Origin of the sequence: Photobacterium piscicola (assembly GCF_900166965.1) — a bacterium.
GTDB lineage: Bacteria > Pseudomonadota > Gammaproteobacteria > Enterobacterales > Vibrionaceae > Photobacterium > Photobacterium piscicola.
Genome location: NZ_FUZI01000004.1, coordinates 335,482 through 358,290, shown reverse-complemented (window position 1 = coordinate 358,290; position 22,809 = coordinate 335,482). Strand labels below are relative to the sequence as shown.

General features: G+C 36.4%; 20 protein-coding genes. 14 read left to right on the top strand and 6 right to left on the bottom strand.

Annotation, left to right across the window (positions count from 1 at the left end):
• The first annotated feature begins 801 nt into the window (after positions 1-801).
• Entirely contained in the window at positions 802-2,703 is a 1,902-nt protein-coding gene (locus tag CZ809_RS12980; protein WP_080158052.1) for a PTS fructose transporter subunit IIABC, read from the top strand.
• Between the two features lie 632 nt (positions 2,704-3,335).
• Positions 3,336-4,421 (top strand): chorismate synthase, encoded by a 1,086-nt coding sequence (gene aroC, locus CZ809_RS12975; protein ID WP_080158051.1) that lies wholly within the window; start codon positions 3,336-3,338, stop codon positions 4,419-4,421.
• Positions 4,422-4,686: 265 nt separating this feature from the next.
• Here the strand turns inward: aroC and CZ809_RS12965 are convergent, their stop codons facing one another.
• Positions 4,687-5,298 (bottom strand): trimeric intracellular cation channel family protein, encoded by a 612-nt coding sequence (locus CZ809_RS12965; RefSeq protein WP_080158050.1) that lies wholly within the window; start codon positions 5,296-5,298, stop codon positions 4,687-4,689.
• A gap of 248 nt (positions 5,299-5,546) precedes the next feature.
• On the opposite strand from CZ809_RS12965, the gene CZ809_RS12960 reads away from it, so the two are divergent.
• The 10 genes from CZ809_RS12960 to CZ809_RS12915 all read left to right on the top strand — a co-directional run bounded on the left by CZ809_RS12960 (position 5,547) and on the right by CZ809_RS12915 (position 14,563).
• A complete protein-coding gene (locus tag CZ809_RS12960) occupies positions 5,547-6,098 on the top strand; it encodes an elongation factor P hydroxylase (protein ID WP_080158167.1) in 552 nt (183 codons plus the stop codon).
• Between the two features lie 15 nt (positions 6,099-6,113).
• Positions 6,114-6,371, top strand: coding sequence for a YfcL family protein (locus tag CZ809_RS12955; protein WP_080158049.1), 258 nt, complete (start codon positions 6,114-6,116; stop codon positions 6,369-6,371).
• A gap of 117 nt (positions 6,372-6,488) precedes the next feature.
• Positions 6,489-7,454 (top strand): Wzz/FepE/Etk N-terminal domain-containing protein, encoded by a 966-nt coding sequence (locus tag CZ809_RS12950; protein ID WP_080158048.1) that lies wholly within the window; start codon positions 6,489-6,491, stop codon positions 7,452-7,454.
• Positions 7,455-7,486: 32 nt separating this feature from the next.
• Positions 7,487-8,662: an EpsG family protein gene (locus CZ809_RS12945; protein ID WP_159447953.1), complete on the top strand. Its 1,176-nt coding sequence runs from the start codon at positions 7,487-7,489 to the stop codon at positions 8,660-8,662.
• A 7-nt stretch (positions 8,663-8,669) separates the two neighbouring features.
• On the top strand, positions 8,670-9,965 hold the full coding sequence (locus CZ809_RS12940; protein WP_080158046.1) for an oligosaccharide flippase family protein: 1,296 nt from the start codon (positions 8,670-8,672) through the stop codon (positions 9,963-9,965).
• Positions 9,950-10,792, top strand: a complete 843-nt coding sequence (locus CZ809_RS12935; protein WP_080158045.1) for a glycosyltransferase family 2 protein — start codon at positions 9,950-9,952, stop codon at positions 10,790-10,792. Before CZ809_RS12940 ends, CZ809_RS12935 begins: the two co-directional genes overlap by 16 nt.
• Positions 10,792-11,736, top strand: coding sequence for a glycosyltransferase family 4 protein (locus CZ809_RS12930; RefSeq protein ID WP_080158044.1), 945 nt, complete (start codon positions 10,792-10,794; stop codon positions 11,734-11,736). Before CZ809_RS12935 ends, CZ809_RS12930 begins: the two co-directional genes overlap by 1 nt.
• Positions 11,736-12,500 (top strand): glycosyltransferase family 2 protein, encoded by a 765-nt coding sequence (locus tag CZ809_RS12925; RefSeq protein ID WP_080158043.1) that lies wholly within the window; start codon positions 11,736-11,738, stop codon positions 12,498-12,500. The genes CZ809_RS12930 and CZ809_RS12925 overlap by 1 nt, the downstream gene beginning before the upstream one ends.
• 33 nt (positions 12,501-12,533) lie before the next feature.
• The gene (locus tag CZ809_RS12920) at positions 12,534-13,289 is read left to right on the top strand and encodes a glycosyltransferase family 2 protein (protein WP_080158042.1); all 756 of its coding nucleotides are present in this window, start codon (positions 12,534-12,536) and stop codon (positions 13,287-13,289) included.
• A 47-nt stretch (positions 13,290-13,336) separates the two neighbouring features.
• Positions 13,337-14,563 carry an exopolysaccharide biosynthesis polyprenyl glycosylphosphotransferase gene (locus CZ809_RS12915; protein WP_080158041.1) on the top strand — a complete coding sequence of 409 codons (1,227 nt, stop codon included), beginning with the start codon at positions 13,337-13,339 and terminating at the stop codon, positions 14,561-14,563.
• 298 nt (positions 14,564-14,861) lie between these two features.
• Here the strand turns inward: CZ809_RS12915 and CZ809_RS12910 are convergent, their stop codons facing one another.
• The 5 genes from CZ809_RS12910 to CZ809_RS12890 all read right to left on the bottom strand — a co-directional run bounded on the left by CZ809_RS12910 (position 14,862) and on the right by CZ809_RS12890 (position 20,358).
• Complete coding sequence (locus tag CZ809_RS12910; RefSeq protein ID WP_080158040.1) at positions 14,862-15,833, bottom strand: OmpA family protein; 972 nt, start codon at positions 15,831-15,833, stop codon at positions 14,862-14,864.
• Between the two features lie 353 nt (positions 15,834-16,186).
• A complete protein-coding gene (locus tag CZ809_RS12905) occupies positions 16,187-18,412 on the bottom strand; it encodes a YjbH domain-containing protein (protein WP_080158039.1) in 2,226 nt (741 codons plus the stop codon).
• Entirely contained in the window at positions 18,412-19,170 is a 759-nt protein-coding gene (locus tag CZ809_RS12900) for a capsule biosynthesis GfcC family protein (RefSeq protein ID WP_159447952.1), read from the bottom strand. The genes CZ809_RS12905 and CZ809_RS12900 overlap by 1 nt, the downstream gene beginning before the upstream one ends.
• Before the next feature lie 25 nt (positions 19,171-19,195).
• Positions 19,196-19,933, bottom strand: coding sequence for a YjbF family lipoprotein (locus tag CZ809_RS12895; RefSeq protein ID WP_080158037.1), 738 nt, complete (start codon positions 19,931-19,933; stop codon positions 19,196-19,198).
• Between the two features lie 134 nt (positions 19,934-20,067).
• Positions 20,068-20,358: a hypothetical protein gene (locus tag CZ809_RS12890; RefSeq protein WP_080158036.1), complete on the bottom strand. Its 291-nt coding sequence runs from the start codon at positions 20,356-20,358 to the stop codon at positions 20,068-20,070.
• Between the two features lie 559 nt (positions 20,359-20,917).
• On the opposite strand from CZ809_RS12890, the gene CZ809_RS12885 reads away from it, so the two are divergent.
• Positions 20,918-22,060, top strand: a complete 1,143-nt coding sequence (locus CZ809_RS12885) for a polysaccharide export protein (protein WP_080158035.1) — start codon at positions 20,918-20,920, stop codon at positions 22,058-22,060.
• A gap of 235 nt (positions 22,061-22,295) precedes the next feature.
• Positions 22,296-22,736 carry an arsenate reductase/protein-tyrosine-phosphatase family protein gene (locus tag CZ809_RS12880; protein ID WP_080158034.1) on the top strand — a complete coding sequence of 147 codons (441 nt, stop codon included), beginning with the start codon at positions 22,296-22,298 and terminating at the stop codon, positions 22,734-22,736.
• Positions 22,737-22,809 lie beyond the last annotated feature (73 nt).

Genomic DNA, 22,809 nt, shown 5'->3' with positions numbered 1-22,809 from the left:
CCTTAGCTTCCGGGATGTGAGTAATAAACCCCGTCATTCCCTATAGTGAGGTTACGAACGAGATAGGGAATCTACTATCCGCACACTGCTCTTGCTGTTCCTCGCCCCTCAAAACCTCGTTTTTACCTTATTTCCACTGGTGTCTTTATGGCTCAAGCTCGTGGTGAGTAGATCCCGGATAGTATCGTACTTCAACTTTCGAGATGTGAATAATGGGCTGGGTTATTCTCGCTACTCGCCACTGCTTTTCCTCGCCGCTCAAAACCTCGTTTTTACCTAGTTTCCACTGATGTCTTTATGGCTCAAGCTCGTGATGAGTAGATCCCGGATAGTATCGTACTTCAACTTTCGAGATGTGAATAATGGGCTGGATTATTCTCGCCACTCGCTACTGCTTTTCCTCGCCTCTTGAAACCTCGTCCCTTAAACCTGCTTTTTGCTTGTCCTTCTTTTCCTAGCCCTTCCTTCTGTGATCTATCGCACTAAAAAATCCAATATCCACACTAAGTAAAGCCTCATTTAGATAGTTATAAAAATAATTTGATAATCATTTTTTGAAATATCCACACAGAATAATAAATTTAAGTAATTGAAATAATTAATTTTTAAATGCAGTTCAACTTGTTTTATATATGGTGAAAATTATGAGTGATAGCTCACACTGATAGTTTAATGTTACAAATTTCCAGTTAAAGCCTGTTTTGTACTCTACTTTATCCCCATTAAAAAACCGACAATATTGCCATGCTGATGACCAATACAATGTCATCGAGCCCATAATAAAATTATCGGGGATAGAATATGATTACCACCCTCATCAATGAGCAGTTGATTAACATCAACCTTAAAGCGACCACTAAAGATGAAGTGTTTGCTGAAATGGCAGATATTTTAGTTCAACAAGGTCGCGTTGCGGATAAAACCCAATTTTTAGCAGACATTCAAGCACGTGAAGAATTAGGTAACACAGGTTTTGAAGACGGTGTTGCGCTACCACACGCTAAGAGTGCGGCCGTTATTAAACCTGCGGTTGCGATTGGTGTTAGCCGTACAGGTATTGAATACGGTGCAGAAGACGGTTTGCCATCAAAACTATTTTTCATGATTGCTTCTCCTGATGGTGGTGATAATCACCATATTGAAGTATTGGCTGAGTTGTCATCAAAATTGATTGAAGATGGTTTTATTGACGCCTTCCTAGCCGCTAAAACACCGGCTGATGCATTGGCATTGTTGCTTGCTGAAAAACAAGCGGTAGCAACATTACCACAAGATAAAGGCTTATTGATTGGGGTGACTGGCTGTCCAGCTGGCGTTGCGCATACTTACCTTGCAGCAGAAGCATTAGAAAAAGCGGCGGCTGAATTAGGTTACGAAATCAAAGTTGAAACTAACGGCTCTATTGGTGTTAAAAATTCACCAACCGCTGAAGAAATTGCCCGTGCAGAAGCGATCATTGTTAGTTGTGATAAGCAAGTCGATATGGATCGTTTTGCGGGTAAGAAATTAATTAAGACTGGCGTAAAAGCCCCGATTAAAGATGGTAAAGGCGTTATTCAACAAGCATTAGTTGCGAAACCATTTGATGCTAATGGCGATGGCTTAGATGACGGTGAAAGTAAAGTTTCTAAAGCCCGTTCTGATTTATACCGTTTCTTAATGAACGGCGTATCACACATGATCCCGTTTGTTGTTACTGGTGGTTTGTTAATTGCGTTGGCATTAGCGATTGGTGGACAGCCAACGGATGCGGGAATGCAGATCCCTGTCGGTAGTATGTGGCAAAAAGTACTTGATGTCGGTGTGGTCGCCTTTACATTAATGATTCCAGTGCTTGCAGGTTACATAGCGTATGCGATTGGTGATCGTCCTGCATTAGCACCGGGTTTCATTGGTGGCTGGATTGCGAATAACGGCTCATTTTATGGTGCAGATGCAGGTACAGGTTTTATCGGTGCCATCATTGCAGGTCTATTAGTGGGTTACTTTGTACGTTGGGTTGCAACACGTAAATACCACAAGTTATTACAACCCTTAGTGCCAATTCTTATTGCACCGATTACAGGTACATTATTCATTGCAAGTGCGTTTATCTTTGTTATTGGTGCGCCAATTGCAGGTCTAATGCATACCATGAACACCGTACTAACTGAAATGAGTACAGGTAACGTAATCTTACTGGGTATTGTATTAGGTGGTATGGCTGGCTTTGACATGGGCGGTCCATTTAACAAAGTGGCATTCTTGTTCTCTGTTGGCATGATCGCCAATGGCCAAACACAATTTATGGGTGCGATGGCATGTGCGATTCCTGTAGCACCGTTGGGTATGGGTCTAGCAACGATAATTGGTCGTAAACTCAATATCTTTGAGCAATCAGAAATTGAAGCGGGTAAAGCGGCGGGTGCAATGGGCTTGGTCGGTATCTCTGAAGGTGCGATTCCATTTGCAGCGCAAGATCCAATCTCAGTTATTCCAGCAAACGTATTAGGCAGCATGGTTGCCGCGGTAATGGCATTCTCGTTTGGTATCACTAATAGCGTAGCTCACGGTGGTCCAGTGGTTGCATTACTAGGTGCGATGAATAAACCATTGCTTGCTTTAGTATGTATGGCAACAGGTATGGTAGTTACAGCACTGGTTGCGGTATCACTGAAGAAATTCCGTAAAGCAAAAGCGGATAAAGTGTTAGTGGTAGCGTAGGGGTTTTGAGTATCGAGTTTTAAAGATACGAGATTAAGCGATGGGTGCAAGCCTATCGCTTTTTTTTGTTCCTGAGGCTCAAGCACGCGTTAAGTAGATCCCGGATAGTTTCGTGCCTCAATTTCCGGGATGACGGATATAGGGCTGAGTGAATGCCAAACCAAAATCCCGTCATTCCCTACAGTGAGGTTACGAACGAGATAGGGAATCTATTGTTCGCGCGTTGTAGAGTTAATATATTCACTGTGTCTTTAAGGCTCAAGCTTGTGGTGAGTAGATCCCGGATAGTTTCGTGCCTCAACTTCCGGGATGACGGATATAGGGCTGAGTGAATGCCAAACCAAAATCCCGTCATTCCCTACAGTGAGGTTACGAACGAGATAGGGAATCTATTGTTCGCGCGTTGTGGATTTAATCTATTTACTGTGTCTTTGAGGCTTAAGCGCGCATTGAGTAGATCCCGGATATTGGGCTAAGTCATTCTCGAAACTCGTTACTAATGATCTCGCTACTCGCCACTGCACTTCCTCGCCCCTACTTTATTCCTTGCTTTTCAAATCACATCTTTGCAGTATGTATTAATCACCATAATTAAAAATGCATGTAAGCATAGATACCTCACAGGGGAAGTCATGGCCGGAAATACCATAGGACAATTGTTTCGCGTTACCACCTTTGGCGAAAGTCATGGGGTAGCATTAGGATGTATTATTGATGGTTGCCCACCAGGATTAGCGCTCACCGAAGCAGACATGCAACACGATCTTGATCGTCGTCGTCCTGGCACCTCAAAATACACCACTCAACGTCGTGAAGCGGATGAAGTTAAAATTTTATCCGGCGTCTTTGAAGGTCAAACTACAGGTACCTCAATTGGCTTATTAATTGAAAATACCGATCAACGCTCAAAAGATTACTCTAATATTCAAGATTTATTTCGTCCCGGTCACGCTGATTACACTTATCATCAAAAATATGGTGTACGTGATTACCGTGGTGGTGGTCGTTCATCTGCACGTGAAACAGCAATGCGAGTTGCTGCGGGTGCTGTTGCTAAGAAATACCTTAAACAAGTGCATGGTATAGAAGTATGTGCTTACTTATCCCAGATGGGTGATGTAAAAATAGAGAAGGTTGATTGGCAACAAATAGAACAAAATGCCTTTTTCTGCCCTGATGTAGATAAAGTTGATGCCTTTGATGAACTGATCCGTCACCTTAAAAAAGATGGTGATTCGATTGGCGCTAAAATTACCGTGGTTGCTCGTAATGTGCCAGTAGGTTTAGGTGAACCAGTATTTGATCGCTTAGATGCAGATATTGCCCACTCATTAATGAGTATTAATGCCGTTAAAGGGGTGGAAATTGGTGATGGTTTTGATGTGGTTGAACAACGGGGCAGTGAGCACCGTGATGCCATGACATTACAAGGGTTTAAAACTAACCATGCTGGTGGCATTCTTGGTGGTATCTCATCAGGACAAGATGTTATTGCGCATATTGCTCTAAAACCGACCTCAAGTATCAGCATTCCAGGTGAAACAATCACTAAGCAGGGTGAGTCAGCCGAAGTTATCACTAAAGGTCGTCATGATCCATGTGTAGGTATTCGTGCGGTGCCGATTGCTGAAGCAATGTTAGCAATCACTCTCATGGATCACTTGCTACGTAATCGTGGTCAAAATGCAGATGTTGTCACAACAACGCCGAAGATATAGATAGAGGTTTCGAGGGGAAGCAAGGGACGAGGTTTTTAGGATTTAGGTTTTTAGGAACGAGGTTCGAGGATCTAGGGAATCAGGAAAGAATAGAATAATGAGAATTTGTGGCTGATTTTTAGTTATTGTTGTTTTTATTCAATAACTAAAATACACTTTCCCTGCTTTCCCTGCTTTCCCTGCTTTCCCTGCTTTCCCTGCTTTCCCTGCTTTCCCTGCTTTCCCTGCTTTCCCTGCTTTCCCTGCTTTCCCTGCTTTCCCTGCTTTACGCTTCTTCGAACTTAAATACAGGTAAGCTCCAGCTAAAGAACACTGCCGCCATACGTAAACCAAAACCGACGACTAGTGTTGTCAACGTTGTAATGTCTGCTGGTACGTTAAAGTGCAACATGGTGACATACATAATACCCGCAAGAAAAGAGACTGACGCATAAAGCTCTTTATGTAATACCATTGGTTTGCGACGAGTGATCATATCGCGAAGTAAGCCACCAAAAACCCCCGTTACTACCGCAGCGACAACACAGATAATTGGTGATAAGCCCATCGTGATCGCCACTTGGCAGCCGATAATACTAAATACAATTAAGCCAATGGCATCAAGAATGATGAAAATCTTGTGAAAACGTACTACCCATTTGCCTAAAACAGTTGTTAATAAGCCTGCAAGACAAGTAATGACTAAATACTGTGGGTGTGCGACCCAGCCTAAAGGGTAATGACCGAGTAAAATATCTCTTACAGTACCACCACCGATAGCGGTAGCACTTGCGACTAACATAACACCGAACCAATCCATGTGACGTTTACCCGCGGCGAGTGCGCCCGTCATTGCTTCTGCAGTAATACCGATAATGTATAAGATAGAAAGTAGCATAATAACTGTGATGGCCGTTGTTAATCATGAAGATAGGGCATTGTAATAGTGACGGTTCTCAACTTCTAATGAAAAGAATTAATTTAGAGATGAATTGAGCTCATGTAAAAATAATATTTATAGTATTTATAAAAATAATGACTATACCGCATAAAAGGTAGTGATAAGTCGCGCTTGGTTATGAAAACCTATATACTTTGAGCGTTAAACCATAATGACATATTAAATAGAATTAGATGAAAAAACATATAAATCATGACTATAACGATCTTATTCGTTTGTTTAACTCGGTATTTCTAGAACGTTTAAATACTGAGCTATTATTAGGTGGCGATGAGCCTATCTATCTTCCTGCCTCAGAGGAACGCATTCATCATCAAATTATCTTTGCGCGTGGTTATTATGCCTCTGCAATGCATGAATTAGGGCACTGGTGTATTGCTGGTGAAGCACGACGGTTATTGGAAGACTATGGTTATTGGTATCAACCCGACGGACGTAGCGCTGAAGTACAAGCTGCATTTGAGGTTGTTGAGATTAATCCACAAGCAATAGAGTGGATTTTATCTGCCAGCTGTGGGTTCAAATATCAGGTAAGTTGCGATAATTTAAGTGGTAACTGTGAGCCAGATAGAGTTGGTTTTACTTTAAAAGTACGCGATAAAGTTATCAGTTATTTAACAAACGGTATTCCTGAACGAGCTAAAATGCTTTCTGATGCCTTCCGTGATTTTTATGGTATTGCACCATTAACAGCTGCTGATTTTCCTAAGCCGATTCCATTAACTGATTATGCCTAACAGCAAGGATAGAACATGATCCACGATTACGAACATAAACTATTACAGCTTATTGATGACAATATCGATACTGCAACGGATGATGAATTATTTGCAGGCGGCTATTTACGTGGGCATATATCACTTGCCGCTGCTGATTGTGAACAGCAAGGTATTGATGATATTGCACAAATACAGCAGAAAGTAAAACAAAGCTTATTGGATGCAAAAAGTGAATTAAGCCCAAGTGATTGGCTATTAGTACAGCAATATAGCGATAAATTAATGGCATAACAACATGTTATAACGTGTTGTTATGAGTAAGTTTAAAAATTAGAACAACTGCTTTGTGGGTTTATAGCATATCCCAAGGGCGGTAGCGTTTTTGGATAAAGGATCTATATCTGCCTCATGAATACAATCGATAGTATAAATAATAGTCGTGCAGAGTTAATTAAAACCCTTTGGAGAGGGCGATTAACAATTTTTATAATGTCAATACTATTTATATCATTCGCTATTTTCTATTCTTATCGTAGTACGTTGCTATGGACGACAGCAACAGAAGTTAGCATTAATAAAAATTATTTCCTTCCAAAGAACACACAAATATTACTTGATAATATAGCGACAAATAAGAAAACATCGAATGAAATTAAATTACTCTTTAGCAATAAGAATATAGCTAAAGAGTATATTGAAACGATTGAGTCAACTGATAACCAAGTAGATTTTATTAATATGATAAATTCTACATCATCAAAAGATAAGATTAAGAAAATTGTAATTAAGGTTATTAATAATAATGAGCAATATAAAATAATTATTAATAGTGAAAACAAAAAACAAATATCTAATTTACTTAATAAGTATATTGAATATAGCAAAGAAGTAGCTAATAAAAGTATCATAACTACCTTAAATCATATATTAGATGAAAATAAAATAAGAGAAATTGTTAAACTTAATAGATTAGAAGAACGAGCAAAAGTAAAAATAAATATTGAAAAGAAAAATGTGGAATATAATCTTAAAATTGCAGAGAAAATAGGACTTATTAATCCTATTTCTTCAAGTAATGATTCTGATTTTTATTTTGGTAGTAGGGTGCTATCTGAAAAATTAGAGATATTAAAAAACATAAAAGATTTGAGCTTAATATCACCAGAAATATCTTATGTAACAGAAAATATCAAATCCTTAGATAAAGTTGTCATATCAAATAAGTTGGATTTTTATAAAATATCAATAATGTCAGAGCAATCTGTTAGTAAGGCTAATTATGGAAAAAATAAATTAATAATCATTATTAGTTCTGTAGTTGGGCTATTTTTTGGCTTTTCTTTGGTGTTAATAAAAAGCGAATTTAATAAATAAGTAGTAATATCATGAATGTTAGCAGTAGTCTGATGAAAGTGGATGTTTTTGTATTCATATTGTTCTTAGTTTTTTTTAGTTTAAGTCCACTTTTAGGTGTTGCTGCTATATGTGTTTTTAGTCCCTTTTTTTCCAAATTAGAGCTAAAAATTGCATCAATAGTTATAATTATATTTAGTGTTCTTTTCTATGCGACATTACAACCATTTGGTGATTTATCTGAATATCTTCATATATATAATAATATAAATACTATAGATATTTTTCATTATACACGTTTTGGTAAAGGTATTGAGTTTTTTATTCTTATCTTAATGAAAGTTGTGTATTTTATAACACAAGGTAATCAATTTGCTTTTTTAGTTTCAATATATGCATTAATTTTTACTCTTTTAATGATTGTTTGTAAAAAAATGACAAATGAATTTTATCTATTGTTGTTTTTTTGCATATTTTTCAGTTATGGTTTTGTTCAAGCTAATTCATATTTTATAAGGCAAATGATTTCAATGTTATTTGTTTTTATGATGATAGTTGAATTTAATAAGAAAAGTATCATATATGGTTTTCTTAGTATTATATCTCATACATCAGCCGTAATACCTATAAGTTTAATTGTTATTATAAATGCGAAAAGATTTAAAAAAGTATTATACTTAATTACACCAATATTATTTATCGGATTATTGACGGCATATGAGCTTGGTTTTTATCACTATATTATAAGTAAGTTGATTAACTCAAATGTCAGTTTTTCAAAATTAAATATATCTCAAATAATCATATATAATAGTCAAATAGTTATTATATTTATCTTGTTATATATGTTTAGACATAAGATAAATAAAGAGAAAAATAGTTTGTTCCTAATTTTCTTTGGCGTCATTAGCTTTCTTCTTTTTTGGGTTTTTATAAACATACCTGCAATGTCGAATCGATTTGCATTATTTATGTGTGCTTTCCCTGGATTGTTATTATATCCTATTTTGAGTGGCAATATAAATTTCAAATTAAAGTATGTAATACTTATTTCTATTGTTCTGATTAATTTAGTTCCAGCGTTATATTTGTTTTATAATGTAACTCTACTTGGTAGCGATCTTAACTTCATGTCTTTTAAGCCAATTCGTTCTAATATTTTTGATTTAATTATATTAATTGCAAATAGATTAACGGAAGAATTACCATATCTAACACAAGGTAACTAATAAAATAATGAAAAAGTATTTGTTAAATATTGGTGTTATTCTTTTTGATAGGGTGGCTATGCTTGTTTTTCAAATATGGATGGCATCATATTATGTACAAACATTAGGTATTAGTAATTATGGTCAATGGGCTTATACATTAAATATGGTAACGATTATAATATCAATATTCATTCTTGGAATTGATGTTATTGTAATAAAAGATATTGTTAATAATAAAAATAAAACGGGTGAGTATATATATTCTGGGATAATAATCCAGCTTATAGGATTTGTTTTTGTTATGATAACATCATTAATTGTGTTTGATAATAGTGATATTATTATTAAAAATGCAATAACATCAATTTTGATAGCTAATTTTTTTATTATATTATCAAAATCTTTTTATTGGAATTATTCAGCTTTAGTCGAATCCAAGTATAGAACTATTGCAGTCGTCATTAGTTTTTTGATTTTTATACCAGTTATTAGTGTTTATTTAGATTTAATTAAAAATAAAGAATATGTATTGTTTATTTATGCTATATATTATGTTATTCAATTTGTGGTTTCATGGTTTGTAAATAAATACCTTTTTAAGGCTTCATATGTTTTTTCCATTAATAAAAATAAATGTAAGGAATATTCTAAAGTTGGTGTAAGTTTAATTTTATCGACATTAAGTGTTATGTTATTTACTCAAACTGATGTATTGATGATTAAATACTTTATTGGTAATACAGCGACTGGCGAATTCTCTGCAGCGACAAGATTATCTACATCAATATTTATTTTAGCAGGCATTCTAGCTAATACATTCTATCCGAAAATAGTAAAGTTAACTAATAATGATAAACTTCAATTTATTAAAATAGCCATTACGACAGTAACTATATTTTGTATCATTGGTTCATTTATAACAATGTTAATTGCACCATATTTGACATCATCATTATATGGGGAAAATAATAATATTAGCTTAGTATTATCATTCCATATTTGGTGTTCATTGTTTATTTTCTCTGGTGCATTTACATCAAGATATCTGTATGCAAATGAATTCTATAAGGTTGAAATAGTAAAAACTATTCTAGCTGCGATAGTTAATATAGGGTTGAATTTATATACTATTCCTACATTTGGTATTATTGGTGCTGTTGGATCTTCATTTGTTGCATATTTAATTGCAAATTATTTATCACTAATTATATTTAAAGAATCTAGAATGTTATTTATAACGCAGTCTAAAGCTTATATGTTAATATTTAATCCTATTCAATATATTAAGGAATTAAAAGGTATTAAATGTTTATTTCAATAATAACACCACTTTATAATCGTGCACATTATTTGAATATTTTAGCTGAATCAATACACAATCAAAATATTAAATGGCTATCAAAAATAGAATGGATTGTTGTTGATGATGGTTCGACAGATAATGCAAGTGAAGTTATAGAAGATATAAAATCAAAAATAAATTTCAAGTTAAAATATCTTAGAAAAGAAAATGGTGGTAAACATACTGCTGTAAATTTAGGGATCGATTATGCTAAAGGGAAATATTTAACTATTGTTGATAGTGATGATCATTTGGTCGATAATGCACTAGATTCTTTATTTTCATCATTATCTGATTGTGATTATGAGATAAATGCTTTTATTGATGGTAAAAGTCAGTATCCTTATTTTGATAAGGAGATTTATTCGTTAGATGAATTTATCAAACTCGGTGGTGATAGGCTTATTGTAATAAAAACAAATGTCTTTAGAAAAAATAAATTTCCTATTTATAAAAAAGAAAGATTCGTCACTGAATCTGTAATATGGAATAAAGTTGTAGATAAATATAATATTCATTGTTTTAATTATCCAATAATAACGGGTGAATATATTGATGGTGGTTTAACGAATAATTATCAGGAATTGTTAAAAAACAACCCCAAAGGTGTTTTTAGTTTGTTAGATACGAATCTAAATTTATTAAAATTTAAATTAAATATAGTAAAACAAACAGCTTTTCATTTTGCTGCAATATTCTCCATTAAAAATACAATTAAAGTATTTAAAAAATACCCATTAAATAAATCGATACCTTTAATTTTAGCGACGATATATGTATTAATTAAGCGGAGGTTAAAGAGTTAATGAAAGTACTTTATATTGGTGATTTTATTAAAGGCAATGGACCTAGTACTGTAGATATTAATATTAGAGATAGCATTCAGAATTCAAATCAAGTTAATCAGGTAGAGTTTCTACAATCAACGACAAAATTAAGTTTTATTGTTTTAAAAAAGATATTTAATGTAGATGCTGTACATGTATCTGGAGTGTCATTTCTTGGAATGCTCTTTATGATTTTTTCACGCTTATGTGGAAAAAAAGCATTTATGACTATGCATGGTAGTCTTGCTATCGAGTCACGGTTTAGAAAAATATCACTATATCGTCGTATTTTTGAATTTGTACAACAAAAATGTGCAAATAAAATTATGCCAGTATCAAAATTATTGGCGGAAAAGGCAAAAATCAATAAAAAAGTTGTTGTTATACCGAATGGATTTAATTATATGGATAATTTATCCATATCAAAAAATAATAATTTAATAACTCTAATTGGTGGTGGTCGCAAGGAAAAACGTCATTTAGATATTTGTGAAGTAATACAAAAAATAAATGATGAACATAGTTTGAATATTAAGGTTAATCTTTTTGGTGAAAATGGGATTGATTCGAATAAAATAAATAGTTTTTCTTTTGTTAAAGACTTTGGTTTTTGTGATAAAAATATAGTATTTGAGTCATTATCAGAATCAAAGTTTTTCATTCAATATAGTGACTTTGAGTCTTTTTCTTTAGCTGTCGCTGATGCTATTAATTATCAATGTTACATTATTACGTCTAATTTAGTTGGTATTAATGATTTCATTTCAAAATCTAATAGCTATATGGTCGTTGATAATAAACTACAATTAGAAAAAGCCATTCTTCTTCAATATAATAATAAAGAAAGAGAAATGATCGATAATGATTTATTAACTTGGGAACAGGTTACAAATAAATATATGAAGTGTTGGGAGGAAGTATAATGCTGGGTTCAACACTAAAGATTGAAGTAGGTATATCAACGTTAAATGATGGCATTTACAATCCTAAGTTTCGAGATGATTTTAATTATCTTATAATACATCAGATTTCAAATGATGTAGATTATAGTGATTACATACAAACATTACCTAAAAATGTTCGTTATATAAAATCTAATACTGTTGGTTTATCAAAAAGCCGGAATTTAGCGATTGAAAATACAAATGCTGAATATTTATGGATTATGGATGATGATGTTGGAATTCATGATTCTGCTTTGATTTATGTTGAAGATTATTTGAGAAAACATCCTAAATTATCGATGTTGGTTGTGTCACATTCTCATGAAGAAATTGAATATCTTCCCGGTAATAAAGAACAAAATATAAATAAAATATCTGCAGCATCTATTTCTTCAATTGATATGATTATAAAAGTAGATCTACTTAATGGCATTAGATTTAATGAAAATTTTGGGTTAGGTGCTAAATACGTTTCTGGTGAGGAGTATATTTTTGCGTGTAATTTGTTGGATAAGGGCAAGGAAATTATTAAGACACGCAAGGTGTGTACTTATCATCCTCTTATTTCATCAGGGCAAGATTTTTACTCTACACCAATTAAGCTTAAAACAAAGTTAGAAATGTTCAAGGTTGCCAATGGTTTAATTAGAGGTAATTTATTATATATTCTATTTTGTATAAAGAAGATAAAAATAATATATAAAAAAAATGCAATAAAGAATGTAATAAAATCATTTGTCTAACTTATATTTAGATGACATTAGTTGAGAATTAATATGTCCATAAAACCTTTAGTATCGATTATTACACCATCTTATAATTCTGCATTGACGATTAGAAAAACAATAAAATCAGTTATTAATCAGACATTAATTGATTGGGAAATGATTATTGTTGATGATAATTCAACGGATAATTCTTGTCAGATTATTGAAGAGTATATGAGTATAGATTCACGTATACAACTTATTAAACAAAATTGGAATGCAGGACCCGCTATTGTAAGAAATATTGCTATAGAAAAAGCAAAAGGGCAATATATAGCATTTTTAGATAGTGATGATCTGTGGCACTCTGAAAAGTTAACAAAACAAATTTCATTTATGAAAGAAAAAAATATTGCACTATCATATACCGCATATAATCGAATTGATTCAATGGGTAATATACTCAGTGTATATCATCCAAAATTACAAGTATCATATATTGATATGCTGAAGAGTAATCGTATAGGTTGTTTAACTGCTATTTATGATGCTGATAAATTAGGTAAAGTTTATATGCCTAATATATCAAAGAGACAGGATCTAGGATTGTGGTTAAAGATATTGAAAAAAGTTGATTATGCTTGGGGACTGGATGATATTCTTGCTGATTATTTAGCGATACAGCCTAATAGTGTGTCTTCCAATAAAAAAAATGCAGCTAAATATCAATGGCGATTATATCGAGAAATTGAAAAATTAAGTGTTACACGAAGCTTATATTATTTTTGTTTTTATGCATATTTGGGATTTAAAAAATCAACATAACCTTATATGAGCTATTCAGTATAACTTAGAGTAGATAAAGTTTTATTATGAAAAAGTTATTATCAAATTCTTATCTTTGCCATAGCATAGGAATTATTTTTGTTCTGGTAGTATTGCAGTTGTTTGTCGCCCCTATTAATGGGCGAGAAAGTGTAATCAATTCAATGTGGATGGTTGGAATTTGTTATTTAGCAACAGCAATGACACTCCCACGTATTACTAGCTATCTATTAGTTGAACGGAAGTTTTATATTCTCCCCGTTTTACTTAGCGTATTTGGTATTGCTATAACTATTATGTTTATGGTTCGTATTGAATATTCTCGTAGTATTGTTTTTTACGGCTGGCTGTTAAGTTTTGTATGGCTATTTTTTACAGCGATTATTCGTCAAGAATCACAACGATTGGTGCTCTTTGCTATTTCTAATTTCGATGTTAATTCATTAAATAAAGAGGGAAGAGTACAGGTAATCGAATTAAAAAAACCTTATGATATTCGTAATATTAAAGGTAGCTTAGTTGTTGATCTACATCGTAACTTATCAGCCGAAGGTGAAAAATTTATTGCTGATTGTAGTTTAAATAATATCGCCGTTTTCCATGCTGAAAGTATTCGTGAAATGCTGGAAGGTAAGGTTCAAACTAAGCATTTAATGGAAAATGCGATTGGTTCATTACAGCCAAATCCGCTTTATATGACTTTTAAACGTATTTGGGAGTCATTAATTATTATCGCAACATTTCCGGTTACGTTACCGATTATGGCTATAACGGCTATTTTGATTAAGCTTGAGAACCCAGGCCCTGCTATGTTTATACAAGAGCGTGTGGGTCAAGGTGGTCGCTTATTTAGAATCTATAAGTTCCGTAGCATGACCGTAAAAGAAGCGGATGCTGAAGATAAGTTTGCTACGGCTGAACAGGCGCGTGTAACTCGAATTGGTAAGATTATTCGTAAAGTTCGTATTGATGAATTACCTCAATTTTTTAATGTACTAAAAGGGGATATGGCGTTAATTGGCCCTCGTCCTGAGCAAGACAGTTTTGTTAAACAGTTTGAGCAAGAGATACCGTTTTATGGTTACCGCCATATGGTGAAACCAGGTATCACTGGTTGGGCTCAAGTAGTTCAAGGTTATGCTGATGATACAGAATCGACATCAGAGAAGTTAGCACACGATTTATATTATATAAAAAACCTATCTTTTTGGTTAGATATTAATATTGTATTTAAAACTATTCGCACCATGCTAACAGGCTTTGGTGCTCAATAATTAAAGCGTGTTTTAGATATAAATAAAAGCCCAATTTAAATAATGAGTTGGGCTTTTTTTTGCTTTTGATTTTAGCTCTGCCACACACTGTATTTTCCTTATATCAGCTCTTATTATTTGCTTACCTGCTTACCTGCTTACCTGCTTACCTGCTTACCTGCTTTCTCCTCGTCCCTAAAAACCTGCTTTTCCCTGCTCTATAAAAAAATCCGCCATAACCGTGAAGTTAGGGCGGATTATTCGTCAATACCTGTCTTCGTAATTAATACGCAGGATTAACCTTTATCAGCAGTAGAAATTACTCAGCAACAACTTGAGTAACTGTTTCTACGTTTAGCTCAGGAACGATGATGTCAACACGACGGTTTTCAGCACGACCTTCAGCAGTGTTGTTTGGAGCGATTGGATCTAGCTCACCACGGCCTTCGCTAATTACGCGATCTGCACCAACATTTAGGTGAGTACGTAGTGCGCTAGCAACAGCTTCTGCACGCTCTTGAGATAGTTTCTGGTTGTATGCTTCAGGACCAGTGCTATCAGTGTGACCAACAACAGTAATAGTTGCATCAGGGTATTGGTTTAGACGCTCTTCGAAAGGTACTAACTTGCTTGCATCGCCAGTTGTAATTTTAGTGCTATCGAATGCGAAAGGAACCGTTAGTTTTAGCTCGTCAATAGTTGCTACAGAAACTTGGTCAACGTAAACAACTTCAGGAGCAACTACTGGTGCTGGAGCGCCCCAGTGGTATGCAAGTGCAACGCCAGCGAATTGAATGTCAGCACCGCCTACATCTTTGTAGTATTGGTATTCAACACGTGTAGATACGTTGTTGTTGATGTAGTATTCAGCACCAACACCCGCAGTACCAGCCCAACCGTTGTCATCAGCAGTTGCGCCATTCTTAGCGTTCCAATCGTAGTAGAAAGCACCTAGCTTACCAAATAGATCGATTTTGTCGTTGATAGCGTAAGAGAACTTACCTACAAGGTCTGCACCTTGAGCTGTAAATTTACCTTGGCCATTAGTAACACTTGCGCTACCTAGGTTAGTGTAACCAATCTCACCTGCGAACCAAGGTGTGATTTGGTAACCAGCGAAAACACCACCAGAAAGGTTTGTGTTATCAAGCTCGATGTTATTTGTGCTGTCTTTGATGTCGTAGAAGCTATTACCTAAACGAGCACCAGCATAAAATGGGTTATCTGTTGCAGCATTTACCGCGCCAGATACAAGAAGAGCAAGTGGTAGTACTAGAAAAGTTTTTTTCATAATATTTGCCGTATTTTCCTAATTGTAATAGATCCGACTTAAGCCGGTAATTTTCGCACTATTATATGAAAGTGCTTGTCTATACCCTACAATAACAAATGCTATTAGGATATATTTTTCATATATAATAATGCATTTTTTTTGAATGACATAGTAATTAAACACTGTTTCATTTAAAATGTCGTTTTTAATGTAACAAACTGTTAGTAAAGAATATTGATATCCCTTTGCAGTATATGTTAAGTGTTAAATTGCTTTCAAAGCACGACTGTTAAATGACTATTTATAAAAATGAGTTAAATGGAGACGAAAATCGACAACTCATAAATGTGTTGCCGATTTACAATGCTCATTTAGTTATTAAACGCTTTGCGTCCGCTCCATGGTTGACGGCCATCGGTTAAGTCATATAAATGATATTGACGGCCTAACATCTGACCACCATCACGGTTCATCGGTAACCAAGAAATATGAGCGCGGCTAGTGCTTGGTTTCACGGTTAAAATATCGAATGGAATCGAGATGTAAAAACCTTTGTTAAAGCTGCCTTCACCATATTCTTCTGCCGACATACTGGTTTTCGTAACAAAAGCACCGGCAATAATGCCGCTATCAAATTGTTTCGAGAAATCAATAGTTACGCCAGTATCTTCAGCTAAGTAACGTCCAGCACTGACTTTTAATAAAGTATTGGGTAACCACTGCCATTGCGGTTGGTAATAAGCGGTCAAATTACCGGTCGCAGTCCCCGTTTGAACTTCATATGAACGGCCAAGGTGATCATCGTATTGGTTTTGATCTTTAAAGAAACCAAATGCAGAATGAGGATCACGCTGTTTGACGTAATTAACATCCAGTCCTAGTGCCCAATTACTGCCAACAGGGCGGTAAAGCACCTCGCCACCAACACCACCAAACATCACTTCTAAATAACCTGCATACGCTTGTGCATACCAATCACTAGAGACTTGATCTAGCCACGTTAGCTGTAAGTTATTCATACGTAATGTGTTATCAGTAATGTACTGACGCACAAGTGTACGAACGCGCTTATTATGGGTACCATCTGGCGGCACATCATATTTGAATTTATCGTAGGTATCGTAAAGGTTTAAATAAACTGAGCCGCCGACAGTGAAGTGGTTGTTAAACCAATAATCAGCACTGGCCGTGACCCCGACGTTAAACATGTAGAAGCCTTCAGAACCCCCTAACGACTGCTGTAGTGTTGGTGCAATACCGACGTTCCAGTTTTGGTTAAGATCTGCCATTTGCTGACCTTGAACATTCGTTGGTGCAGCTGTCGTGCGGCTATCATCAATATGACTGCCGATATAATCATTATTTGCCACTTGCAGCAGTTGCTTACGGTTCAATACCGTTTCAGTGATCGGTTGGTTAGCGACCGTTTCAATAATAGTGAATTGCTCAACAGCTGGGGCTTGGTTATTAAGTAATATTCCTGCACGTAATTGAGCTTGATCGCGATCACGATATTTAACTTGCTCGGCAACCACAGTAATGCTGTCATCGCCATTTTGGTAAATAGTTGGATTTTTGTAGCCAGCAATGTCTTCTACATCTTGAGCAAGCTGTTGCCATTGCTCTGTAGTAAGTGTCTTAGCTGTTGGTGCTGTTGTTACCGCTGGCATCGGTTCATCTAACCAGCTGGCTTTTAACTGGTTAAAGTTAGTATTAACACTTAAACCAAAGCTGACTGTGGTGCCACGCTCATAACTGATGTTCGCTGTCGCCCAGTCAGTTAATTGATAAACAGCACCAAAGTTAAACGGGGTTTTGGGTGTCATGTCGTGACCATTATTAGCAAGGAAATCATCGCTATAATCATTACCATCATATTCCAGTTTTAACTGCAATGGTTGCCATGGTGTTTGGTATTCGACACCACCATAAAGGGCAGCGTTGCCTTTAAACCAATTGCCAGTCTCAAAACTGCCGCCAGTATATTTATAGCCATTATTACGATCACAAAACGCATCATCAATTTTACATAATGGATTGGTGATATTACCGCGCTGACCAATGTAGCCCCAGCCTAAACCAAGGGTGAAATCTAACGGTCCCACACGTTTGTTGGCAGCAATAAACTCACCATCAAATAAACCCGTGCCACCAAGGTCACGAATACCAATCGCCACTTCAGGTAACCAATAAGATTCTTGCCATAAGCGTACTTTGGCATCAATACCTTTGTCGGTATATAACGTATCGCCACTAAAACTTTGATCGCCACTGTAATAAAGATCCGGTACTTGGGTATAACGGATAGTGGCTTCTAACCACGGCAACAATTGTAAAGATGTCCAGTAATGATGGTAATCACTGCTAATGGTGGTACCAAAAGTAAATTCGCCTTCAGGCTGCATACGCGCTGTTGGCATTTGCATTAAACCCACACCACCAAAATCACTATTAGAATAGCGCATTTGAGGGTAGCTAAATTCATCTGCCTGTGCATGACACAAGGGCAGTAACGCGATAGCCAATGCTGAGAAAGCAAATAAAGGACGTTGGCCTAATAAAGGGAGGCGATGAGAAGCCGATGTGACAGAGTTCATTACAACGTCCTGTTGATTAGCATTGAAGAAATAGCATGATTTAAGTCACTGTAATCATTAAACAGCGACTGGTAGCCAAGGTAAATGATTGCTCCTGGTGCAATGTCATTGTGATTATTATTCCAGTACGCAATGGGGTGTTGTTGCGCCACACCATCAGGCTGAATAACCGTTACTTCGCTATTTGCAGCGATGGCAAGAGGGGTTACTTGCGCTAAATAGTCTTTCGCTGCCATACGAGGCTGCCAGTTAAGTGTTTGTGGCTTTTCAATCGCACCAATCACGGTTACTGACGTTGGGCGATTGGCTAATTGCAGTTGGTAATCACCGTTTAATAACGGATTATCCGCTTTATTTAAGCGCACTTTATCGATATCAATATTAACGGGCAGACGTTGGTAAAGAATGTGCTGTTGTAACCATTGCGTAGTGTTAGAAAAACTTTCACTAACGACAGCATCGTCACGGTGTTGTTGGCTTAATTGCGTTAGTTGAGTGATTAAGGCTTGTTTGGTTTTTGGTTCAGTGGTGGTGCTTAAGCTGCTACCAAGCCAATAAGGGACTGTAGCAACCGTGCGTTGTTTGAGACTATCACTAACAACTTGGGCTAATCGTACGGGTTCTGCGTAATGTAATGTGACTGCTGCTGAATTACCGTTGGCATGTAAGGTGATCACACTTTGGGCAAAGCTTGGCATAGAAAATAATAAACACAGGCTCGCTAGCACATAACGGCGGTAGTGAGAAAAGAGAGACATAAGTGAAAACATAAATACGCTACCGTTAGCTAAAAGGTTTCAGAATTGTCATTTCAACGCTCGGTAAAGACGGCGCAATATATTGCAGGCTCTTGATGACTTTACCCGTACGCTGTTCAACCCAAAAAGTGTTGCTGTAATGTTGATTTAATTGTTTAACCGACACATTTTCATTAAAGCGCAGCACTGGAACTGATTTGCCATTAATGGTTAATACTTCTGCATGATCAAACACAAACACTGAATCTAATTGATAACCACTGTGGTAACCCGGTTGCCAGTCAACACTGCGCTGCCATTGCTTTGGAGTTGTTGCTAGATGCAATCCTAAAGCTAACGGATCTGCACTATTACTGTGGGTTGCTAACAAATTCCCCTCACTTAAATTAACGGTTTTTATAATCCGTCCACTTTGAGTTACTAGCATACCGTTATCACTGGCAAGCCATTTTAGTTGCGGGGGCGAAACGTGTGGGGCAGAAGCTTTAGAAGCAGCATGAGTGATGGTTTCACCTGACGCTGATTCTGCTAGTGCGAGCACCATAAACAACTGCGATTGGTTATTTATACGAACATAGGTGCTGGCATAAGGAAGCTGAGCAATGTCATAAGCTGATTTATGAACATCAGCGGTACCTTGTACAGCAAGGCGTACCGTATCGTTAACACTGGTTATTTTTTGGCTGCAACCAGTAATTGATAATGCTGTCGCAGATAACAGCAACAACCTTGAAATGGGATGAGAAATAAGTTTTTTAAGCATGGGGTTGCTTCCGATATGCCATTCTAATTGAGCTATAGATTGCAATAATCGAATAGCTGATAAAAAAGAATAACCGTGGCGAGCACGGTTATTCCTTTATTAACCTAAATGTTTATCAGGTTAAACGTCATCAATTACTGTGCTGAGCTAACTGAAGTTGACGTCGATGTAGACGTTGTTGTTGAGTTAGTGTTGCCTGAATCTGATGCTGCAAGTGCGATTGCTGCAACTGCTGCTGCGCCACCAACAACAACAGCTGCTGTTGTGCCAGCTGCTGTTGTACCAGCTGTTGTTACGCCAGCAGCTTCACCTGTTGGTGCTACTGATGTTTCTACTGGTGCAGCGTCGTCTGCAACAAAACCGCCAGCAAATGCTGGTGAAGACATAGCGATAGCGGCTAGAAGAACAAGTGCGTTCTTTTTCATGATGTAAATCCTTATTGATAAAAATAACATATAGGTCGCCAATAAAATGGCGTTTCTTTACTGCTTTTTATTATTGCATTAAGTGAGTAATTATACTGAATAACAGCATGAACCAGTGTGACATTTTTTTGCTTTATGCGCATTCATGTGTATAAAGTGTGACATTGATCTAGGTTATGGTGTTTTTGTTGTAATTCTACTTGTGAATGCATTGAAAAGTTAGTTATTTTATGTTCGCCTTTTGTTTACAGTTAGTTACATGTCTTTTTTGATGTGGTAAGGATATAAAATGGACATATTTTTATATTTCTTTTTATATATAAATTAAGTAGAATCCCACTGCTACATAACTAGTGTAAATGCTATGTATGATATTTATTTAGACTGTTTTGAGTAAGTATGCTGTTGGTTGTCGCCGAGTGTTCGGTATCTTTGTTATCTGTTATCAATAAAAAAAACTTATCGTTTTAAAGCAAATGAGGGGCTGTAACCTTAGGGCGGTAGCATGCCTTTTTGCTTTTCAATTCTCTTCCATCAATGCTGAAATGAACTTAATCTAATGGAATTATCAAAAAAATTACTTGTCACAGCAGTCGCTTCTGTAATGTTAGCGGGCTGTAGTATGCCGGGATCGCATCTAAGTCTTGATGGTAAACACGTTACTGAAGTTAACCCTCAGCAACCAACACTTGATCAACAAGTGAATGTATTTCCGCTAACCGTTAATAATATTAGCCAATTTAAAGTCGCTAAAGTTGCTGCGCAGGTTAACGTTCAACTTGAACAAGAATTAGCGGATTATGAATACCATATTGGTGCTGGTGATATTTTAAATATCACGATTTGGGATCACCCTGAATTAACCATTCCAGCAGGTTCTTACCGTAGCGCAAGTGAAGCGGGTAACTGGGTTCATGCTGATGGCACTATCTTTTATCCTTACATTGGTAAAGTGCAAGTTGCAGGCAAAACTGTCTCGCAAGTGCGCAGTGACATTGCTCAACGCTTAGCTGAATATGTTGAAAAACCACAAGTTGATGTCAACGTAGCGGCATTCCGTGCACAAAAAGCGTATGTCACGGGCGAAGTGAAAAACCCAGCTCAACAACCGATTACCAATGTGCCATTAACCTTGCTTGATGCGATTAATAAATCAGGCGGTTTAGCAACAGATGCTGATTGGCGTCATGTAACGTTAACCCGAAATGGTAAAGATCAAACCTTATCGTTATATGCTTTAATGCAACGTGGTGATTTAACTCAAAACCGATTATTACGTAATGGCGACATTGTTCATGTGCCACGTAATGATGCACAAAAAGTGTTTGTGTTAGGCGAAGTTAAAGAACCTAAATTACTTAAGATTGATCGCGCAGGCATGAGCTTAACCGAAGCGTTAAGTGGCGTTGGCGGCATTAATGAATTACAAGCAGATGCAACTGGGGTATTTGTTATTCGTACTAACCCTGCGGATTTAAATAAAACCCCTCATGTGCCGGCGATTAACCTTTATCAGTTAAACATTAAAGATGCGACCGCATTAGTGATTGGTACTGAATTTGAATTACAGCCATATGATGTGGTGTATGTGACAGCGGCGCCTATTGCACGTTGGAACCGCGTGATTCAACAGTTAGTGCCAACCATCAGCAGTTTTAATCAGCTTTCTGAAGGTATGAATTACTACATGAATTTGAAGTAATGATTTGAGGAAGGGAAAAAAGGAAAAGAAGGTAAGGGCTGGTAAGAATAGGAATAACAGGAAAAGAAGGTAAAAATAGGAAGAGTAACAAGCAAACATTGTTCCCTCGTCCCTAAAAATCGCGTTCCTGATCTTTATATTCCTCAGTCCCTCGTCCCTTAAACCCTTATTTTTGCTTTTGCTTGCTCCTGCTCTTCCTCGTCCCTTAAACCCTATTTACTCGAACCCTATTCCTATGTTCAATAAAATTCTTGTTGTTTGTGTGGGTAACATCTGTCGTTCACCGTCTGGCGAACGTATTCTGCAAGCAAAACTACCGAATAAACATATCGCCTCAGCGGGTGTTGGCACTGCAAAAAGTGGTTTAGCGGGCAAACCTGCCGATAAAATGGCAGCTGAAGTGGCACTTACTCATGGTTATTCTCTTGAAGGTCACCAAGCACAGCAACTTAGCAGCGATTTATGCCGTGACTTTGATCTAATTCTAGTGATGGAAAAAGGCCATATCGACGCAGTAACCAGCATTGCGCCAGAAGCTCGCGGAAAAACGATGTTGTTTGGACAATGGATTGGTCAGCAGGATATTCCCGATCCTTATCGACTAAGTAAAGAAGCCTTTGATCATGCTTATGATTTAATTGATCAAGCTGCAACAGCGTGGGCGAAGAAATTGTAACTTTCTAACGTCAGTTATTCCTTAGAGTGAATGCTAACCCTCCGTCATTTTCTACAGTGAATGTCCGCGAGGG

Bases quoted from the DNA above. Each gene is read 5' to 3' on its own strand.
- CZ809_RS12915 (WP_080158041.1), top strand. From the start codon at position 13,337: ATGAAAAAGTTATTATCAAATTCTTATCTTTGCCATAGCATAGGAATT.
- CZ809_RS12935 (WP_080158045.1), top strand. From the start codon at position 9,950: ATGTTTATTTCAATAATAACACCACTTTATAATCGTGCACATTATTTG.
- CZ809_RS12910 (WP_080158040.1), bottom strand. From the start codon at position 15,833: ATGAAAAAAACTTTTCTAGTACTACCACTTGCTCTTCTTGTATCTGGC.
- CZ809_RS12920 (WP_080158042.1), top strand. From the start codon at position 12,534: ATGTCCATAAAACCTTTAGTATCGATTATTACACCATCTTATAATTCT.
- CZ809_RS12880 (WP_080158034.1), top strand. From the start codon at position 22,296: ATGTTCAATAAAATTCTTGTTGTTTGTGTGGGTAACATCTGTCGTTCA.
- CZ809_RS12925 (WP_080158043.1), top strand. From the start codon at position 11,736: ATGCTGGGTTCAACACTAAAGATTGAAGTAGGTATATCAACGTTAAAT.
- CZ809_RS12885 (WP_080158035.1), top strand. From the start codon at position 20,918: ATGGAATTATCAAAAAAATTACTTGTCACAGCAGTCGCTTCTGTAATG.
- CZ809_RS12955 (WP_080158049.1), top strand. From the start codon at position 6,114: ATGATCCACGATTACGAACATAAACTATTACAGCTTATTGATGACAAT.
- aroC (WP_080158051.1), top strand. From the start codon at position 3,336: ATGGCCGGAAATACCATAGGACAATTGTTTCGCGTTACCACCTTTGGC.
- CZ809_RS12965 (WP_080158050.1), bottom strand. From the start codon at position 5,298: ATGCTACTTTCTATCTTATACATTATCGGTATTACTGCAGAAGCAATG.
- CZ809_RS12950 (WP_080158048.1), top strand. From the start codon at position 6,489: ATGAATACAATCGATAGTATAAATAATAGTCGTGCAGAGTTAATTAAA.
- CZ809_RS12895 (WP_080158037.1), bottom strand. From the start codon at position 19,933: ATGCTTAAAAAACTTATTTCTCATCCCATTTCAAGGTTGTTGCTGTTA.
- CZ809_RS12900 (WP_159447952.1), bottom strand. From the start codon at position 19,170: ATGTCTCTCTTTTCTCACTACCGCCGTTATGTGCTAGCGAGCCTGTGT.
- CZ809_RS12890 (WP_080158036.1), bottom strand. From the start codon at position 20,358: ATGAAAAAGAACGCACTTGTTCTTCTAGCCGCTATCGCTATGTCTTCA.
- CZ809_RS12945 (WP_159447953.1), top strand. From the start codon at position 7,487: ATGAAAGTGGATGTTTTTGTATTCATATTGTTCTTAGTTTTTTTTAGT.
- CZ809_RS12905 (WP_080158039.1), bottom strand. From the start codon at position 18,412: ATGAACTCTGTCACATCGGCTTCTCATCGCCTCCCTTTATTAGGCCAA.
- CZ809_RS12930 (WP_080158044.1), top strand. From the start codon at position 10,792: ATGAAAGTACTTTATATTGGTGATTTTATTAAAGGCAATGGACCTAGT.
- CZ809_RS12980 (WP_080158052.1), top strand. From the start codon at position 802: ATGATTACCACCCTCATCAATGAGCAGTTGATTAACATCAACCTTAAA.
- CZ809_RS12940 (WP_080158046.1), top strand. From the start codon at position 8,670: ATGAAAAAGTATTTGTTAAATATTGGTGTTATTCTTTTTGATAGGGTG.